Consider the following 16,131-nt stretch of genomic DNA (forward strand, 5'->3'; position numbering starts at 1 on the left):
CGCGGTCGCTCGGCTCGGCCGGCCCGTGCCGGGCGTTCGAGCCCTCGTCGTACGCGTCCATGGCGCCCCGTTCCACCTTCTCGTTCCCTCGCCGCCACCGCCCGGCGGCCGCGGGGGCGTCGCGGAGGCGTCGCTTCCGCTGTGCGCCGCTCCATCGCCGCGCACCGCTCCACCGCGTCGCACGGCACGGTACTCAGCGCAGGCCGCCCGGGCCCAGTCCGGCGGCCGGTCCGTGCCGTGGCCGTGACCACATCGCAGCGCGCCACGGGCCGTACTCGCGTCGCGCCCGCTCCCGCCGCTTCGCCCACAGGCAGCCCCCGCAGGTTATCCACAAGCGGTTGACACCGTGCGGCCCCCGTCTCACCATGGAATCGCACGAACCGAACGATCGGTCGGGAGCGTGCTCCGAGAAGAACCCAGGTCGAGGGGGACCTCATGGCGACAGCAGCCGCCCGCGAGACGGCCCGCAGCCAGGCGTACGACGCACCGGAAGGCGCCGGCGACATCACCGCCGAGTACCAGCGCGCCTTCGACGCGGCCGTCGCCGCCGACGAGCGGATCGAGCCGCGCGACTGGATGCCGGACGCCTACCGGGCCACGCTCGTGCGGCAGATCGCGCAGCACGCCCACTCCGAGATCATCGGCATGCAGCCCGAGGCCAACTGGATCACCCGCGCGCCCTCGCTGCGCCGCAAGGCGATCCTCATGGCCAAGGTGCAGGACGAGGCCGGCCACGGCCTGTATCTGTACAGCGCCGCCGAAACCCTCGGCACCAGCCGCGACGAGCTGCTCGACAAGCTCCACGCCGGCCGCCAGAAGTACTCCTCGATCTTCAACTACCCGACGCTGACCTGGGCGGACGTCGGCGCGATCGGCTGGCTCGTGGACGGCGCCGCGATCACCAACCAGGTCCCCCTGTGCCGCTGCTCCTACGGCCCGTACGCGCGCGCGATGGTCCGGATCTGCAAGGAGGAGTCCTTCCACCAGCGCCAGGGCTACGAGCTGCTGCTCGCCCTGAGCAAGGGCACTCCGGAGCAGCACGCGATGGCGCAGGACGCGGTCGACCGCTGGTGGTGGCCGTCGCTGATGATGTTCGGCCCGCCCGACGACGAGTCGCAGCACTCCGCCCAGTCGATGGCCTGGAAGATCAAGCGGCACTCCAACGACGAGCTGCGCCAGCGCTTCGTGGACATCTGCGTCCCCCAAGCCGAATCGCTCGGCCTCACGCTCCCCGACCCGGACCTGAAGTGGAACGAGGAGCGCGGGCACTACGACTCCGGCGCGATCGACTGGACGGAGTTCTGGGAGGTCCTCAAGGGCAACGGCCCCTGCAACGAGGAGCGGCTGACCCGGCGCAGGCAGGCCCACGAGGAAGGCGCCTGGGTCAGAGAGGCGGCAGCGGCATACGCGGCCAAGCACACCACCGCCCGGCCCGGCACGAGCACGAGCACGAGCACGAGCGGCGAGACAGGCATGAACGGCGAGACAGGAGCGACGCGAGCATGACCACCACCGACTGGCCCCTGTGGGAGGTCTTCGTGCGCTCGCGCCGGGGACTGTCCCACACCCACGCCGGCAGCCTGCACGCGCCGGACGCGGAGCTCGCCCTGCGCAACGCCCGCGATCTGTACACCCGGCGCGGTGAGGGCGTCTCCATCTGGGTCGTGCCGTCCTCCGCGATCACCGCCTCGTCGCCCGACGAGAAGGACCCGTTCTTCGAGCCGGCCGCCGACAAGCCCTACCGGCACCCGACGTTCTACGAGATCCCCGAGGGGGTGCAGCACCTGTGACGACGACTTCCGCCAAGGACACCGCCCTCACCCAGGCCGCCCTGGCGCTCGGCGACGACGCGCTGGTGCTCTCCCACCGCCTGGGCGAGTGGGCCGGGAACGCCCCCGTGCTGGAGGAGGAGGTTGCCCTCGCCAACATCGCGCTCGACCTGCTCGGCCAGGCCCGGGTGCTGCTGTCGATGGCCGGCGACGAGGACGAGCTGGCGTTCCTCCGCGAGGAGCGCGCGTTCCGCAACCTCCAGCTGGTGGAGCAGCCCAACGGCGACTTCGCCCACACCATCGCCCGCCAGCTGTACTTCTCCGTCTACCAGCACCTCCTCCACGCCGAACTGGCCGCCGGTGACGGCCCGTTCGCACCGCTGGCCGCGAAGGCCGTGAAGGAGGTCGACTACCACCGCGACCACGCCGAGCAGTGGACCCTGCGCCTCGGCGACGGCACCGAGGTCAGCCACGAGCGGATGCAGCGGGCCGTGAACGCGCTGTGGCGGTTCACCGGCGAGATGTTCCAGCCGGTCGAGGGCCTGGACGTCAACTGGCAGGTGCTGGAGTCGGCCTGGCTGGAGCGCGTCGAGGACGTCCTGCGCCGGGCCACGCTCTCGGTGCCCGAAGGACCGCGCACGGGCGCATGGTCGGCCGGTGCGGGCCGTCAGGGCCTGCACACCGAGCCGTTCGGCCGCATGCTCGCCGAGATGCAGCACCTGCACCGCAGCCACCCGGGGACGACATGGTGACCACCACCCCGCTGGAGGCGGAACTTCTCGAACTCGCCGGTTCCGTGCCCGACCCCGAACTGCCCGTGCTGACCCTGCGCGAACTGGGCGTCGTCCGCGCGGTGCACGCCCGCGGGGCGGACGCCGTCGAGGTCGAACTGACGCCGACCTACACCGGCTGCCCGGCCATCGAGGCGATGTCCCTCGACATAGAGCGCGTGCTGCGCGAGCACGGAGTGCGCGAGGTCACCGTGCGCACAGTGCTGGCGCCCGCCTGGTCCACCGACGACATCACCGACGAAGGCCGCCGCAAACTGCGGGAGTTCGGCATCGCCCCGCCGCGCGTGCGGTCGGCCTCCGGGCCGGTCACCGTCGCCCTCGGACCGACGCGCACGCGGGACGACGCCCGGCCGGACGGCACGCCGAGCGGCGCTCCCGACGGCACCCCGGGCGGCGCTCCGGACGGCACCGACGCCCTGGAGGCCATCCGCTGCCCGCACTGCGGCTCCGCCGACACCGAGCTGCTCAGCCGTTTCTCGTCCACCGCGTGCAAGGCGCTGCGCCGCTGCCTGGCCTGCCGTGAACCGTTCGACCACTTCAAGGAGTTGTGATGGCCCGCTTCCACCGGCTCCGGGTGGCCGCGGTCGACCGGCTCACCGACGACTCCGTCGCCCTCACCCTCGCCGTCCCGCCGGACCTGCGCGAGGAGTACCGGTACGCCCCCGGCCAGCACCTCGCCCTGCGGCGCACGGTCGACGGCGAGGAGATACGGCGCACCTACTCCATCTGCTCCCCCGCACCCGACGGCGAGGGACCGAGCACGCTGCGCGTGGGCGTGCGGCTGGTCGAGGGCGGCGCCTTCTCCACCTACGCACTGAAGGAGATCAACCTCGGCGACGAGCTGGAGGTCATGACCCCGGCCGGCCGTTTCACGCTCCAGCCGGCGCCCGGCCAGTACGCCGCGATCGTCGGCGGGAGCGGCATCACCCCGGTGCTGTCCATCGTCTCGACCCTGCTCGCGCGGGAGCCCCGGGCGCGGTTCTGCCTGATACGCAGCGACCGCACCGCCGCCTCCACGATGTTCCTGGAGGAGGTCGCCGACCTGAAGGACCGCTACCCCGACCGGTTCCAGCTGGTGACGGTGCTCTCCCGGGAGGAGCAGCAGGCGGGGCTGCCGTCCGGGCGGCTCGACCAGGAGCGGCTGACCGGCCTGCTGCCGGCGCTGCTGCCGGTCGGGCAGGTGGACGGCTGGTTCCTGTGCGGGCCGTACGGGCTGGTCGAGGGCGCCGAGCGGACCCTGCGGGGCCTGGGTGTCCCCCGCTCCCGCATCCACGAGGAGATCTTCCACGTCGACGCGAGCCCCGCTCCCGCGGGCGCGGCGACGGCCCCCGCGCACAGCACGGTCACCGCCCGGCTCGACGGACGCGGCGGCACCTGGCCCGTCCAGGACGGCGAGTCCCTGCTGGACACGGTGCTGCGCAACCGCCCCGACGCCCCTTACGCCTGCAAGGGCGGGGTGTGCGGGACCTGCCGCGCCTTCCTGGTCTCCGGCGAGGTGCGGATGGACCGCAACTTCGCGCTGGAGGCGGAGGAGACCGAGGCGGGCTATGTCCTGGCCTGTCAGTCGCATCCGGTGACGGAAAGGGTGGAGCTGGACTTCGACCGGTAGGGACAGCTCACTTCTGTTCTTCTGCAACCTGTTCTATCTTGACGCCCCGTCAGGTCAGCGTCGATCCGCGCACCTCCGGGCGCCGTGAGAGGACAGGACCGTGGACTTCACCTTCACCGAGGAGCAGCAGGCGGCGGCCGAGGCGGCACGGGGCGTGTTCGCCGGGGCCGTACCGGACGCGGTGCCCAGCCCCGCGCTCACCACGGGCGCCGTCGCCGACGGCTTCGACCGTGCGCTGTGGGCCCGGCTCGCCGAAGCCGACCTGCTCAGCCTGCTGCTCGACCCGGAACACGGCGGATCCGGCCTGGACGCGATCGCCCTGTGCCTGGTGCTGCGGGAGTCCGCCCAGGTGCTGGCACGGGTGCCTCTGCTGGAGAGCAGCGCCGCCGCGGCCGCCGTCCAGACCTTCGGCAGCCCCGAGGCCAGGTCCGCGCTGCTCGCCCGGGCGGGCCGGGGCGAGCTCGTGCTGACCGTCGCCGCGCACGGCCGCACCGGCCACGACCCCGCGGAACGCGCCGTGACCGCACGCCGGGACGGCACGTCATGGGTGCTGGACGGGGTGCAGACGGCCGTGCCGTGGGCGTACGACGCGGATGTCGTCGTCGTGCCCGCGCACACCGGCGCCGACCGGACCGTCCTCGCGCTGGTGCCCAGGGAGCGCGAAGGGGTCGTCCTCGCCGAGCAGTTCTCCACCAGCGGGGAGCGGCTGGGCGAGCTGCGGCTGAACTCCGTGCGTCTCGCCGGGCGGGACGTCGTCGACGCGGACGGCGCGTGGGAGTGGCTGCGGGATCTGCTGACCACCGGGACGTGTGCGCTGGCGCTCGGGCTCGGTGAGCGGGTGCTGCGGATGACGAGTGAGTACACCGGCAAGCGTGAGCAGTTCGGCCATCCCCTCGCCAGCTTCCAGGCCGTGGCGATGCAGGCCGCCGACCGCTTCGTCGACCTGCGCGCCATGGAAGTCACCCTGTGGCAGGCCGCCTGGCGGATCGCCTCCGGGGCGCCGGGCGCCCTGCCCGCCGCCGGGGACGTCGCCGTCGCCAAGATCTGGGCGGCGGAGGGGGTACGCAGGGTGGTGCAGACCGCGCAGCATCTGCACGGCGGCTTCGGCGCCGACGTGGACTACCCGCTGCACCGGTACCACGCGTGGGCCAAGCACCTAGAACTCTCGCTCGGCCCGGCGGCGGCCCACGAGGAAGCCCTCGGAGACCTGCTGGCGTCACACCCGCCGACGTGAGGTCCTTCGGCGAGACCAGCAGGGGTGCGGGGCGGGTCCCAGGATGCCCGGTCGGGCTAGAGCACGTAGCCCGGCTGTCCGTCGTCGGTGACGACCGGGCGGCCCGCGGACTCCCACACCTGCATCCCGCCGCCCACGTTCACGGCGTCGATGCCCTGCTGCACCAGATACATCGTGACCTGCGCCGACCGTCCGCCGGAACGGCAGATCACATGCACGCGGCCGTCCTGCGGGGCGGCCTCGGTCAGCTCGCCGTAGCGGGCCACGAACTCGCTGATCGGGATGTGCAGCGCCCCGGCGGCGTGACCGGCCTTCCACTCGTCGTCCTCACGGACGTCCAGCAGGAAGTCGCCGTCCTTGAGGTCCGCGACCTCGACCGTGGGCACACCAGCTCCAAAACTCATGCTCCCGACGCTACCCGAAGAAGCACCGACGGAGCTCAGGCCAGCAGGGCCGCAAGCTCCGCCTCGCGCTCGGTGAGCTGGGCCCGCAGCTGCTCGGCGATCTCGTCGAGGAGGCCGTCGGGGTCGTCCGGGGCCAGCCGCAGCATGGAGCCGATGGCGCTCTCCTCCAGCTCCTTGGCCACCAGCGTGAGCAGCTCCTTGCGCTGGGAGAGCCATTCGAGGCGGGCGTAGAGCTCCTCTGCTGCGCTCGGGGCACGCCGCAGCTGCGGTCCGGCCGCCCACTCCTCGGCGAGTTCCCGCAGCTCGGCCTCGCTGCCGCGGGCGTAGGCGGCGTTGACGCGGGTGATGAACTCCTCGCGGCGGCTGCGCTCGGCGTCCTCCTGCGCCAGGTCCGGGTGGGCCTTGCGGGCGAGGTCGCGGTAGAGCTTGCGGGCCTCCTCGCTGGGCCGCACCCGCTGCGGAGGCTTCACCGGCCGCTCGGTGAGCATGGCGACGGCCTCCGGGAAGAGCCCCTCGCCGTCCATCCAGCCGTTCAGCAGCTCCTCGACACCGGGGATCGGCGTCAGCCGGGCACGGGCCTCCTCGGCGCGGCGGCGGTCCTCGGGGTCACCGCTGCGGTCGGCGCGGGCCTGGAGGATCCGGGCGTCCAGTTCCTCGAGGCGGGCGTACATCGGTCCGAGCTTCTGCTCGTGCAGCCGGGAGAAGTTCTCGACCTCGATACGGAAGGTCTCCACGGCGATCTCGAACTCGATCAGCGCCTGCTCGGCCGCCCGTACGGCCTGCTCCAGCCGCTCCTCGGCCCGCGGCGCACCCACGCCACCGGGCACCTGCTCCGCACCGGCATCGCTCTGCCGCCCACCTTCCGAGCTCATCACCCGCCCAGCGTAGGCCACACCCGGGCCCCACCTGCCAGCCCGTCTCCGGCGGCCTCCCCGCGTGACGCCCGCGGACCCGCCCACGGCCGCAGACTCGCCCGTGTGACGCCCGCGGACCCGCCCACGTGACGGCCGCAGACTCGCCCGTGTGACGGCCGGGGACGCCCGTGTGACGACGGGGGACTCGCCCGTGTGACAGCGGCCTCGCCTCCCGCGCGCCCCGCCGTCACACCCCCATCTCCGCCGCGATCCGCCCCGTCCGCACGGCCCTCACCAGATCCGCGTGGTCCGCCTCGGTGCGGTCGGCGTAGGCGAGGGCGAACGCGGCTGTCGCCGCGTCGAGTTCGTCGTTCTTGCCGCAGTAACCGGCGATCAGGCGCGGGTCGGCGCTGTGGGAGTGGGCGCGGGCCAGCAGGGCGCCGGTCATCCGGGCGTAGTCGTCTATCTGGTCGGCGGCCAGCGCCGCCGGGTCGACGCTGCCCTTGCGGTTGCGGAACTGGCGCACCTGGTAGGGCAGGCCCTCAACCGTCGTCCAGCCCAGCAGGCTGTCGCTGACGACCTGCATCCGTTTCTGGCCGAGGACCACCCGCCGGCCCTCGTGCTCCGTCCGCGGTACCTCGAACCCGGCCGTCGCCAGGTGCGGCACCAGCGCCGAGGGACGGGCCTCCTTCACCTGGAGCACCAGCGGCTCGCCCCGGTGGTCGAGGAGCAGCACGACGTACGAGCGCGTGCCCACACTGCCCGTGCCGACGACCCGGAACGCCACATCGTGCACCGCGTGCCGGGCCAGCAGCGGGTGGCGGTCCTCCGGCAGCGTGGTCAGGTACTGCTCCAGGGAGGCGGCCACCGCGGCCGCCTCGGCGTCCGGCACCCGGCGCAGGACCGGCGGCGCGTCGACGAAGCGCCGCCCGCCGTCCGCCGTCGCCTCGGTCGACTTGGCGGCGAACCGGCCGCTGGTGTTGGCGCGCGCCTTCTCCGAGACCCGCTCCAGCGTGCCGAGCAGATCATGGGCGTCCGTGTGAGAGACCAGCTCCTCGTCGGCGATGGCGTTCCACGCGTCCAGTGCCGGCAGCTTCGACAGCAGCCGCATCGTGCGGCGGTACGCGCCGGCCGTGTCGTGCGCCGCCTTGCGGCAGGTGTCCTCGTCGGCGCCCGCCTCCCGGCCCGCGAGCACCAGCGAGGTGGCGAGCCGCTTGAGGTCCCACTCCCAGGGGCCGGGCACCGTCTCGTCGAAGTCGTTCAGGTCGATGACCAGCCCGCCGCGCGCGTCGCCGTACAGGCCGAAGTTGGCCGCGTGGGCGTCACCGCATATCTGAGCGCTGATCCTGGTCATGGGCGTGCGGGCCAGGTCGTACGCCATGAGGCCGGCCGCTCCGCGCAGGAAGGCGAACGGCGTCGCCGCCATCCGGCCCACCCGGATCGGGGTGAGCTCGGGCAGCCGGCCGCGGCTGGACTCCTCCACGGCACTCACCGCGTCGGGACGGGAGGCGTCCAGGTCGAGGGTGGCGTGTGCGCTGCGCGGCACTGTCCGGCGCAGGGCCTTGCCCTCCTCCTTGGGCGACCACCCCTCGGCCGGCCACTCGGCAAACCCCGGCACACGCGGCAGCCGCCGCCCGCCCTCGCCCCGCCCGGCTCCGCCCTGCTTTCCCACAGCCCCCGCAGCACCCGTCCCGGCCACCCCGGCAACGACCTCGGTCACAGCAACCGCCTCCCCCGCACGCAGGCACATCCGCACTTCACCGCGAAGCGCCGAATTCTTCGATCGATGCCGACCGTACAACCGGCGACGGAACACCGTCAGACCCTGTGGACAACTCCACGCCTGTGGAAATCGTCGGCCACAGCGGGTGTTTCACGTGAAACGGGCCCGCTCACGCCCGCAGATACGCCAGCACCGCCAGCACCCGCCGATGCACATCATCCGCCGGCGGCAGATCCAGCTTGCTGAAGATGCTGCCGATGTGTTTGCCGACGGCAGCTTCCGACACCACCAGCTCACGGGCGATCGCGCCGTTGGACCGGCCCTCGGCGATCAGCGCCAGCACCTCCCGCTCACGCGGTGAGAGCCGCTCGAGCGGGTCCCGGCGCCGGCGCAGCAACTGCCGTACGACCTCGGGATCCACCACCGTGCCCCCGTCCGCGACCTCGCACAGGGCCCCCACGAACTCCTCGACCTGTCCGACCCGGTCCTTCAGCAGATACCCGATGCCCGTGCCGTCGCCGGAGTCCAGCAGATCAGCGGCGTAACGGCGCTGCACGTACTGGCTGAGCACCAGGACGGGCAGCGCGGGCCGTTCGGTGCGCAGCCGCACGGCCGCGTGCAGGCCCTCGTCCTGGAAGCCGGGCGGCATCCGCACGTCGGTCACCACCACGTCGGGTTCGTGCTCGGCGACCGCGGCCCGCAGCGCCTCCGCGTCCCCCACCGCCGCGACGACCTCGTGCCCGCATCGCTGGAGCAGGCCGATCAGCCCTTCCCGCAGCAGCACGCTGTCCTCGGCCAGCACGACCCGCAACGCCTTGCCGTCCCCCGGGGAACCCGACGACGCGTTCAGAGGCTTCGAGGAGTGGTGCCGGGAGTGCAGGGGCCGCAAGGAATCTCCACACGCAACAGGGTCGGTCCGCCCGCCGGACTGGACAGGGAGAGTCTGCCATCCAGCACGGCCACCCGGTCCGCGAGCCCGGTCAGTCCGCTGCCCGCCCCGGCACGGGCCCCGCCCCGCCCGTCGTCGCCTATCTCCAGGACCAGCCGCCCGTCGCGGTGCCCGCCGTTCACCCACGCGCGGCCCGCCCCGCTGTGCCGGGCGACGTTGGCGAGCGCCTCGCGCACCACGAAGTACGCGGCCGCCTCGACGGACGCCGGAAGCCGCTCGGGCAGGCCGAGTTCGACGTCGACGGGTACGGCGGACCGCTCGGCGGCATCGGCGACGGCGGCCTGAAGTCCGTAGTCGGCGAGGACCTGGGGATGGATGCCGTGGATGAGCTCACGCAGTTCCCCCAGCGCTCCCTCGGCCTCCCTGTGGGCCTTGGCGAGCTGGTCGGCGAGCGGGCCGGGCGGGGCGTCGAGGCGGGCCAGGCCGAGGGTCATCGTCAGGGCGACCAGGCGCTGCTGGGCCCCGTCGTGGAGATCACGCTCGATGCGGCGCCGTTCCGCCTCGAAGGCGTCCACCAGGCGCACCCGGGACCGGGTCAGTTCGGTGATGCGGGCGTCCGCGTCACCGTCGCCCGGAGCGAGCAGCAGCCGCGTCAGCCCCGCCCGCGCACCGGCCGCGACGCCCAGCAGATAGGCACCCAGGGCGAGCAGGACGAGCCCGAGGGCGGCCACGGCGAACGCGGCGGGCCAGTCGGTGACCGTCCACAGTTTGAGGACCTTGGCCTCCCGGCCGTCGCCCACCGTCGCCATCAGCAGCGGGGTCGCGGTCACCGCCACGGGGAACAGCAGGGCGACGGTGAGCGCGAGCGCGTCGACCGGCCACAGCAGAAACGCGAACAGCAGGGCATGGCCCAGCTCCCGCCAGGTGACCGGCTCCCGCAGCCGGGTGGTGAGCCAGACCCGCAGGCCCGGCCCGGGCGGCGGCTGATGTGGGTCGGACACCGGGTTCCGGTCGACCAGCCGCAGCCGCAGCCGCTCCAGCCGGGCCACCGGGATGCCCGCGAGGGCCGTGCCGAGCAGCAGCGGCAGCCCGACGAGGGCGAGCGCGAGCACCCCTCCCGCCGTCACCGAGACCACCAGGCACGCCAGCACGACCGCACCCGTCACCGCCCCGGTGAGCAGATAGCCGGCCGAGCGCCAGGGCCACGGCGACAGCGGATAGCCGGGGCGGGCCATGGCCTGCCAGGTGTTGCGTGGATGCATGCCGATCACCGTAGAAGCCCGCACCGGCCCGGGCCATCGGCCAGGACGGAGATCCGGGGGTAGGGCAGGCACTACCCCGCATGTCGCCCCTGCCGCACTGCGCTTCGGCCTCCTCGGACGGTTTCGTTGACCACCTCAATTCGTCATGGCGAGCAGGGGAGTCGGTCACATGGACGAGCGGACCACACGGAACGACCGGCACGGCGACGCGGTACGGCTGCGGGCGGTGAGCAGACGGTACGGCTCGGGCGCGGGCCTGGTGACCGCACTGGACGAGGTCTCGCTCGCCTTCCCGCACGGCAGCTTCACCGCCGTGATGGGACCCTCGGGCTCCGGAAAGTCGACGCTGCTGCACTGCGCGGCCGGGCTGGACCGGCCCACCTCGGGCTCGGTCACCGTCGGCGGCACCGAGCTGACCGGGCTCGGCGAGCGACGCCTGACACTGCTGCGGCGCGAGCGCATCGGCTTCGTCTTCCAGGCCTTCAACCTGCTTCCGGCGCTGACCGCCGAGCAGAACGTCGCCCTCCCGCTGCGCCTCGTCGGCCGCCGGGTGCGCGGGAGCGAGATCCGCGCGGCGCTGCTCCGGGTCGGCCTCGGCGACCGCGCCCGGCACCGGCCGGCCGAACTCTCCGGCGGCCAGCAGCAGCGAGTCGCCCTGGCCCGCGCCCTGATCACCCGCCCCGACGTGCTGTTCGCGGACGAGCCGACCGGGGCGCTGGACTCCCGCACCGGGCGCGAGGTGCTCACCCTGCTGCGCAGCATGGCCGACAACGAGTCCCAGACGGTCGTCATGGTCACCCACGACCCGATCGCCGCCGCCCACGCCGACCGCGTGATCTTCCTGGCCGACGGCCGGATCCAGGACGCACTGACCGCGCCGAGCGCGGACACGATCGCCGCCCACATGACGGGGCTGGAGACGACACCCCGCTGACAGTCCGCCGTCATGGCCCGAATACGCCACCGCACCGCCGTGCCCTGCCCCCTGCCCCCGCAAACTCCCCACCGCCAGGAGCCCACCCGTGCTGCCCCTCGCCCTGCACACCCTGCGTGCCCGCTGGACCACCTTCCTCGGCAGCTTCGTCGCCCTCTCGCTGGGCGTGGCACTGCTCACCGTGACCGGTCTCGTCCTCGCCGCCTCGCTCGACGCCCCCGAACGGCACCCGGAGCGCTTCGCCGCCGCCCCGGTCGTCGTCAAGGGACAGGACACCCTGCGCATCCCGACCCCGATCGGCGACCGCACCGAAAAGCTCGCCCACCCGCGCCCCGTCCCACCGGACGCCGTGGCGAAGCTGCGCACACTCGGCCGCGTCGTCGAGGACCGCTCCTTCGCCGTACGCGCCGAGGGCGGGCCCGCTCATCTCGTCGGCCACCCCTGGTCCACGGCCGCCTTCGCCCCGTACGCCCTCGCCACCGGCCGCGCTCCCCACGCCCCCGGCGAGGTCGTCGCCAGCGGCGACTGGGCGCAACCCGGTGAGCGGGTGCGCACGAACCACGGCACCGTACGAGTCGTGGGCACCGTGGCCGACCAGGGCTTCGAGAAGGCCCTGTTCTACACCGACACCCATGCCGCCCGGCTGTCCCCCACGAGCACGCAGCTGGTCGTCGACGCCGACCCCACCGCCGTACGGGAGGCGTTGCGCGGCGCGCCCGGAGTCCGGGTCCTGTCCGGAGACGCCCTGCGGTACGCCGACGCCGATCCGGAGCGGGACAGCGAAGCACTGACCGCGGTGAACGCCCTGTTCGGCACCGCTGGCGGCGTCAGTGCCTTCGTGTCGGTCTTCGTCGTCGCGTCGACGTTCGCCTTCGCGGTGGCCCAGCGGCGCCGGGAGTTCGGGCTGCTGCGTATCGCCGGGGCGACGCCGGGGCAGATCAGGCGGCTGGTGTTCGCCGAGGCCCTGCTGGTCGGTGCCGTCGCCTCCGCCGCGGGCTGCGCGCTCGGCGCGTACACCGCACCGCACCTGACGGCCCGGGTGGCCGACGCGGGCCTCGCGCCCCGGTGGTTCGCCCTGGGAGAGGCCACCTGGCCGTATCACGTGGCCTTCTGGACGGGCTTCCTCGTCACCCTGTGCGGTGTGACGGCGGCGTCCTGGCGTGCGGGCCGTACGAGTCCCGCCGAGGCGCTGCGCGAGGCGTCCGCCGACAGGGGCGCCGCCCTCACACGTGGCCGCCTGCTGACCGGTGCCGCCCTGCTGCTGACCGCCGCCGTCACCCTCGCCCTAGCCCTGCTCGACGACCCGGGTGACCTGCTGCACCGCAAGACGTATGTGAGCCGCCCCATGCTGCTGATCGGCGCGATGGCGCTGCTCGCGCCCCTGGTGGTGCGCCCGCTCACCCGGCTGCTCCTGTGGCTGCCCGCCCGGCTGCCCGGTGCGACCGGCCTGCTGGTCCGCGAGAACGCGGCCGCCGGGACGCGCCGTACGGCCGCGGTCGCGGCGCCCGTCCTGGTCACGGTCGCCCTCGCCGGTTCCCTGCTCGGCGCCACCGCCACCCTGAACGACGCGCGGACCGCCGAGATGCGCGCCCGCACGACCGCCGACTTCGTCGTCACTGCCCCGGCCGGCACGGGATTCGACGAACGGACCCTGGACCGGCTGCGCGCGGTGCCCGGCGCGCGGGTGTCCGCGAGCGCGCCGAGCGAGGTCTACGTCCTGGAGGACAACGTGGCCCTGATCGCCTCCGGGGCTCGCGCGGCCGACCCCGCGGCGCTGGCGGTCACCGCACGCCTGCCGCTCACGGCAGGCAAGCTGTCCGACCTCGACGACGACTCGATCATCGTCAACGAGGAGTGGGAGCGGCACGCGGTGGGGCAGCGGGTGCGGGTGTGGCTCGGCGACGGCACCGAGCGGACCCTGCGCATCGCGGCCGTGATGCCCACCGGCACCGGCGACAACGGCGTCTACGTCACCCCCGTCAACGCCCCGGGCGCCCGCCCCGACCGGGTGGACATCGCGCTGACCGACGGCGCCGACGCCCAGGAGGTGACCGCGGCCCTGCGCGAGGCGGTGCGCCCCTCGGGCGCCCGTCTCCTGCCCACCGACCGGTGGATCGAGGAGAACCGCCCCGGCACGGACCGCACCACCCGCCAGGGCCTGCTGCTGGTCCTCGGCATCGCCCTGCTCTACACGGGTGTCTCCCTGGCCAACACCATGGTCATGGCGACCTCCGACCGGCGCCGCGACCTCACGGCGCTGAGCCTGGCCGGGGCCACCCGCGCCCAGGTGCTGCGGCTGGTGGGCGCCGAGGCCCTCACGGTGGTCGCGGTCGGCGCGCTGCTGGGCCTGCTGGTCACCGCGCTCGACCTGGCCGGCGTACGCGCCGCGCTGGCCCTGCAGTCGGCCCCGGCCGCCCTCACCGTCCCCTGGCCGGCCCTCGCCACGGTCACCGCCGCCTGCGCCGCCCTGGCAGTGACGTTCTCGGTCGTCCCCGCCGCACTCGCCCTGCGCCGGGGCGTCCCCCACCCACCCAAACGATCATGAGACGTTCCTCACACGCCCCACGGCCGCACCGGCCCGGACACGCGAAACGGGCGGCATCCGAAGATGCCGCCCGTTCGACGATGTGCGCGAGGGGGGAGTTGAACCCCCACGCCCTTGCGGGCACTGGAACCTGAATCCAGCGCGTCTGCCTATTCCGCCACCCGCGCATTTGGGTGTGTGTCCTCGGGCTCCGTTCCTGTGGGGCTCGGCGCCTTCCGACACCCAGAACATTAGCACGCTGGCCGGGGTGGATTCACATCCCTTTCCCCGGCCCCCGGCCCCTACCGCCCCTGAGCAGCACCGCCGCGCACGGCCCCCGCCGGCCGGGGGCCGCACGGACGGACCCGCCGCCCGCCCGCGAGACCGCGCCAGGTCGCGGCGAGAACCACTTCACGTATCAACCTCGTACCGGTACCCCCCGTCTCCCCAGGAGCGGGCGGAGTCCACAGCCGGGTGCGGGACACTGGTTTGCGTCCCCCTCTACGATCCATGGCAGGACGACGCGCACGAAGCACGGCCCGCAGGAGTTCGAAGAGGAGCCCGGCAGGGAACTTCGTCAGGCGTCGACACCGGTCGGCCCGGGCGGACAGGGGGAACCAGCCGATCGACCGGCGCGTGGATACGATCAGTAAGCAGTACCAAGCAGTACCGGGTGAGCGGCGCACACAGCGGGTGCACGAAGCGGTGCACGAAAGCGGTGCACAACCGCGCGCACGGGGCAGTACACAGGACGGCAGCGACGGAGGAGGTGCCCCATGGGAGTCCTGAAGAAGTTCGAGCAGCGTCTCGAAGGTCTGGTCAACGGCACCTTCGCCAAGGTGTTCAAGTCCGAGGTGCAGCCCGTGGAGATCGCCGGCGCGCTTCAGCGCGAGTGCGACAACAACGCCACGATCTGGAACCGCGACCGCACCGTCGTGCCCAACGACTTCATCGTCGAACTGAGCACCCCCGACTTCGAGCGGCTCAGCCCCTACTCCGGCCAGCTCGGCGACGAGCTCGCCGGCATGGTCCGCGACTACGCCAAGCAGCAGCGCTACACCTTCATGGGCCCCATCAAGGTGCACCTGGAGAAGGCGGACGACCTCGACACCGGCCTGTACCGGGTGCGCAGCCGTACGCTCGCCTCCTCCAGCAGCCAGGCCGCCGCCGGAGCCCCGGCACCCGGCGGCTACGGCTACCCGCAGCCCGCCGGCGCCGGACGGCCCCCCGCCGCACCCGCGCCCGCCGGACGCACCCGCTACTGGATCGAGATCAACGGCACCCGCCACCAGATCTCCCGCGCGACCCTCGTGCTGGGCCGCAGCACCGACGCCGACGTGCGGATCGACGACCCCGGCGTGAGCCGCCGGCACTGCGAGATCCGCACCGGAACCCCCTCGACGATCCAGGACCTCGGATCGACGAACGGGATCGTGGTGGACGGACAGCACACCACCCGCGCTACGCTCCGCGACGGCTCGCGGATCGTCGTGGGCAGCACCACCGTTATCTATAGGCAAGCCGAAGGGTGAAGCGGGGGCAATGTCAGAGCTGACCCTCACGGTCATGCGGCTGGGATTCCTGGCCGTACTGTGGCTGTTCGTGATCGTGGCCGTGCAGGTCATCCGCAGCGACCTGTTCGGCACGCGGGTCACCCAGCGCGGCGCGCGCCGGGACGCCGGCCGTGCCCAGCAGCAGGCCGCCCGCCAGGCGCCCCCGCAGCAGCGCCAGCAGTCCGGCGGCGGACGCCGCGGCCGGAACGCCCCCACCAAGCTGGTCGTGACCGAGGGCACCCTCACCGGCACCACCGTCGCGCTCCAGGGCCAGACCATCACCCTGGGCCGTGCGCACGACAGCACCATCGTGCTGGACGACGACTACGCCTCCAGCCGCCATGCCAGGATCTACCCGGACCGCGACGGCCAGTGGATCGTCGAGGACCTGGGCTCCACCAACGGCACCTATCTGGACCGGACCCGGCTGACGACCCCCACACCGATTCCGCTGGGCGCGCCGATCCGCATCGGCAAGACCGTCATCGAGCTGCGGAAGTAGTACGAGAATGAGCGAGCGGAGCGAGCACGCAGTGGCGGGCCCCACACCGGGCCCCGGCGCGCTCCCGACCGGAGGGTGGGCAG

15 protein-coding genes and 1 tRNA gene are annotated in these 16,131 nt (G+C 73.3%); 10 read left to right on the forward strand and 6 right to left on the reverse strand.

Translation table 11 applies throughout. From position 1 onward, the window contains the following. Positions 1 to 435 precede the first annotated feature (435 nt). The 6 genes from paaA (at position 436) to N4P33_RS10525 (ending at position 5,403) form a co-directional block, all read left to right on the forward strand. Positions 436 to 1,506, forward strand: a complete 1,071-nt coding sequence (gene paaA / locus N4P33_RS10500; RefSeq protein WP_260826067.1) for a 1,2-phenylacetyl-CoA epoxidase subunit PaaA — start codon at positions 436 to 438, stop codon at positions 1,504 to 1,506. Further along, a complete protein-coding gene (paaB, locus tag N4P33_RS10505) occupies positions 1,503 to 1,790 on the forward strand; it encodes a 1,2-phenylacetyl-CoA epoxidase subunit PaaB (RefSeq protein ID WP_260826068.1) in 288 nt (95 codons plus the stop codon). Before paaA ends, paaB begins: the two co-directional genes overlap by 4 nt. After that, a complete protein-coding gene (gene paaC, locus N4P33_RS10510) occupies positions 1,787 to 2,521 on the forward strand; it encodes a 1,2-phenylacetyl-CoA epoxidase subunit PaaC (RefSeq protein ID WP_260826069.1) in 735 nt (244 codons plus the stop codon). The genes paaB and paaC overlap by 4 nt, the downstream gene beginning before the upstream one ends. After that, the gene (gene paaD / locus N4P33_RS10515) at positions 2,515 to 3,111 is read left to right on the forward strand and encodes a 1,2-phenylacetyl-CoA epoxidase subunit PaaD (protein ID WP_260826070.1); all 597 of its coding nucleotides are present in this window, start codon (positions 2,515 to 2,517) and stop codon (positions 3,109 to 3,111) included. Before paaC ends, paaD begins: the two co-directional genes overlap by 7 nt. Continuing rightward, complete coding sequence (gene paaE / locus N4P33_RS10520; protein WP_260826071.1) at positions 3,111 to 4,169, forward strand: 1,2-phenylacetyl-CoA epoxidase subunit PaaE; 1,059 nt, start codon at positions 3,111 to 3,113, stop codon at positions 4,167 to 4,169. The genes paaD and paaE overlap by 1 nt, the downstream gene beginning before the upstream one ends. Positions 4,170 to 4,269: 100 nt before the next feature. Continuing rightward, entirely contained in the window at positions 4,270 to 5,403 is a 1,134-nt protein-coding gene (locus N4P33_RS10525; RefSeq protein ID WP_260826072.1) for an acyl-CoA dehydrogenase family protein, read from the forward strand. 56 nt (positions 5,404 to 5,459) lie between these two features. Here N4P33_RS10525 and N4P33_RS10530 read toward each other — a convergent pair whose 3' ends face one another. From N4P33_RS10530 to N4P33_RS10550, 5 genes are all read right to left on the reverse strand, one after another. Further along, positions 5,460 to 5,789, reverse strand: a complete 330-nt coding sequence (locus N4P33_RS10530; protein ID WP_260826097.1) for a rhodanese-like domain-containing protein — start codon at positions 5,787 to 5,789, stop codon at positions 5,460 to 5,462. A 53-nt stretch (positions 5,790 to 5,842) separates the two neighbouring features. After that, positions 5,843 to 6,679: a J domain-containing protein gene (locus N4P33_RS10535; RefSeq protein WP_260826073.1), complete on the reverse strand. Its 837-nt coding sequence runs from the start codon at positions 6,677 to 6,679 to the stop codon at positions 5,843 to 5,845. Between the two features lie 229 nt (positions 6,680 to 6,908). Next, a complete protein-coding gene (locus N4P33_RS10540; RefSeq protein WP_260826074.1) occupies positions 6,909 to 8,411 on the reverse strand; it encodes a DUF2252 domain-containing protein in 1,503 nt (500 codons plus the stop codon). Between the two features lie 142 nt (positions 8,412 to 8,553). Continuing rightward, the gene (locus N4P33_RS10545; RefSeq protein ID WP_260826098.1) at positions 8,554 to 9,186 is read right to left on the reverse strand and encodes a response regulator transcription factor; all 633 of its coding nucleotides are present in this window, start codon (positions 9,184 to 9,186) and stop codon (positions 8,554 to 8,556) included. A gap of 44 nt (positions 9,187 to 9,230) precedes the next feature. Continuing rightward, entirely contained in the window at positions 9,231 to 10,535 is a 1,305-nt protein-coding gene (locus N4P33_RS10550) for a sensor histidine kinase (RefSeq protein WP_260826075.1), read from the reverse strand. Positions 10,536 to 10,704: 169 nt separating this feature from the next. Between N4P33_RS10550 and N4P33_RS10555 the strand changes: the two genes are divergently transcribed. Both N4P33_RS10555 and N4P33_RS10560 read left to right on the forward strand, forming a co-directional pair. Then, a complete protein-coding gene (locus tag N4P33_RS10555; RefSeq protein WP_260826076.1) occupies positions 10,705 to 11,469 on the forward strand; it encodes an ABC transporter ATP-binding protein in 765 nt (254 codons plus the stop codon). 88 nt (positions 11,470 to 11,557) lie between these two features. Further along, positions 11,558 to 14,014 carry an FtsX-like permease family protein gene (locus N4P33_RS10560; RefSeq protein WP_260826077.1) on the forward strand — a complete coding sequence of 819 codons (2,457 nt, stop codon included), beginning with the start codon at positions 11,558 to 11,560 and terminating at the stop codon, positions 14,012 to 14,014. 83 nt (positions 14,015 to 14,097) lie between these two features. On the opposite strand, the gene N4P33_RS10565 is transcribed toward N4P33_RS10560, so the two are convergent. Further along, positions 14,098 to 14,181 (reverse strand) — tRNA-Leu (locus N4P33_RS10565). A 588-nt stretch (positions 14,182 to 14,769) separates the two neighbouring features. Between N4P33_RS10565 and N4P33_RS10570 the strand changes: the two genes are divergently transcribed. Together N4P33_RS10570 and N4P33_RS10575 are read left to right on the forward strand one after the other, a co-directional pair. Continuing rightward, complete coding sequence (locus tag N4P33_RS10570; protein WP_260826078.1) at positions 14,770 to 15,525, forward strand: DUF3662 and FHA domain-containing protein; 756 nt, start codon at positions 14,770 to 14,772, stop codon at positions 15,523 to 15,525. Between the two features lie 10 nt (positions 15,526 to 15,535). Next, complete coding sequence (locus N4P33_RS10575; RefSeq protein WP_260826079.1) at positions 15,536 to 16,048, forward strand: FHA domain-containing protein; 513 nt, start codon at positions 15,536 to 15,538, stop codon at positions 16,046 to 16,048. Positions 16,049 to 16,131 lie beyond the last annotated feature (83 nt).

Source organism: Streptomyces sp. 15-116A, from assembly GCF_025290915.1.
In the GTDB taxonomy this organism is placed as follows: Bacteria; Actinomycetota; Actinomycetes; order Streptomycetales; family Streptomycetaceae; genus Streptomyces.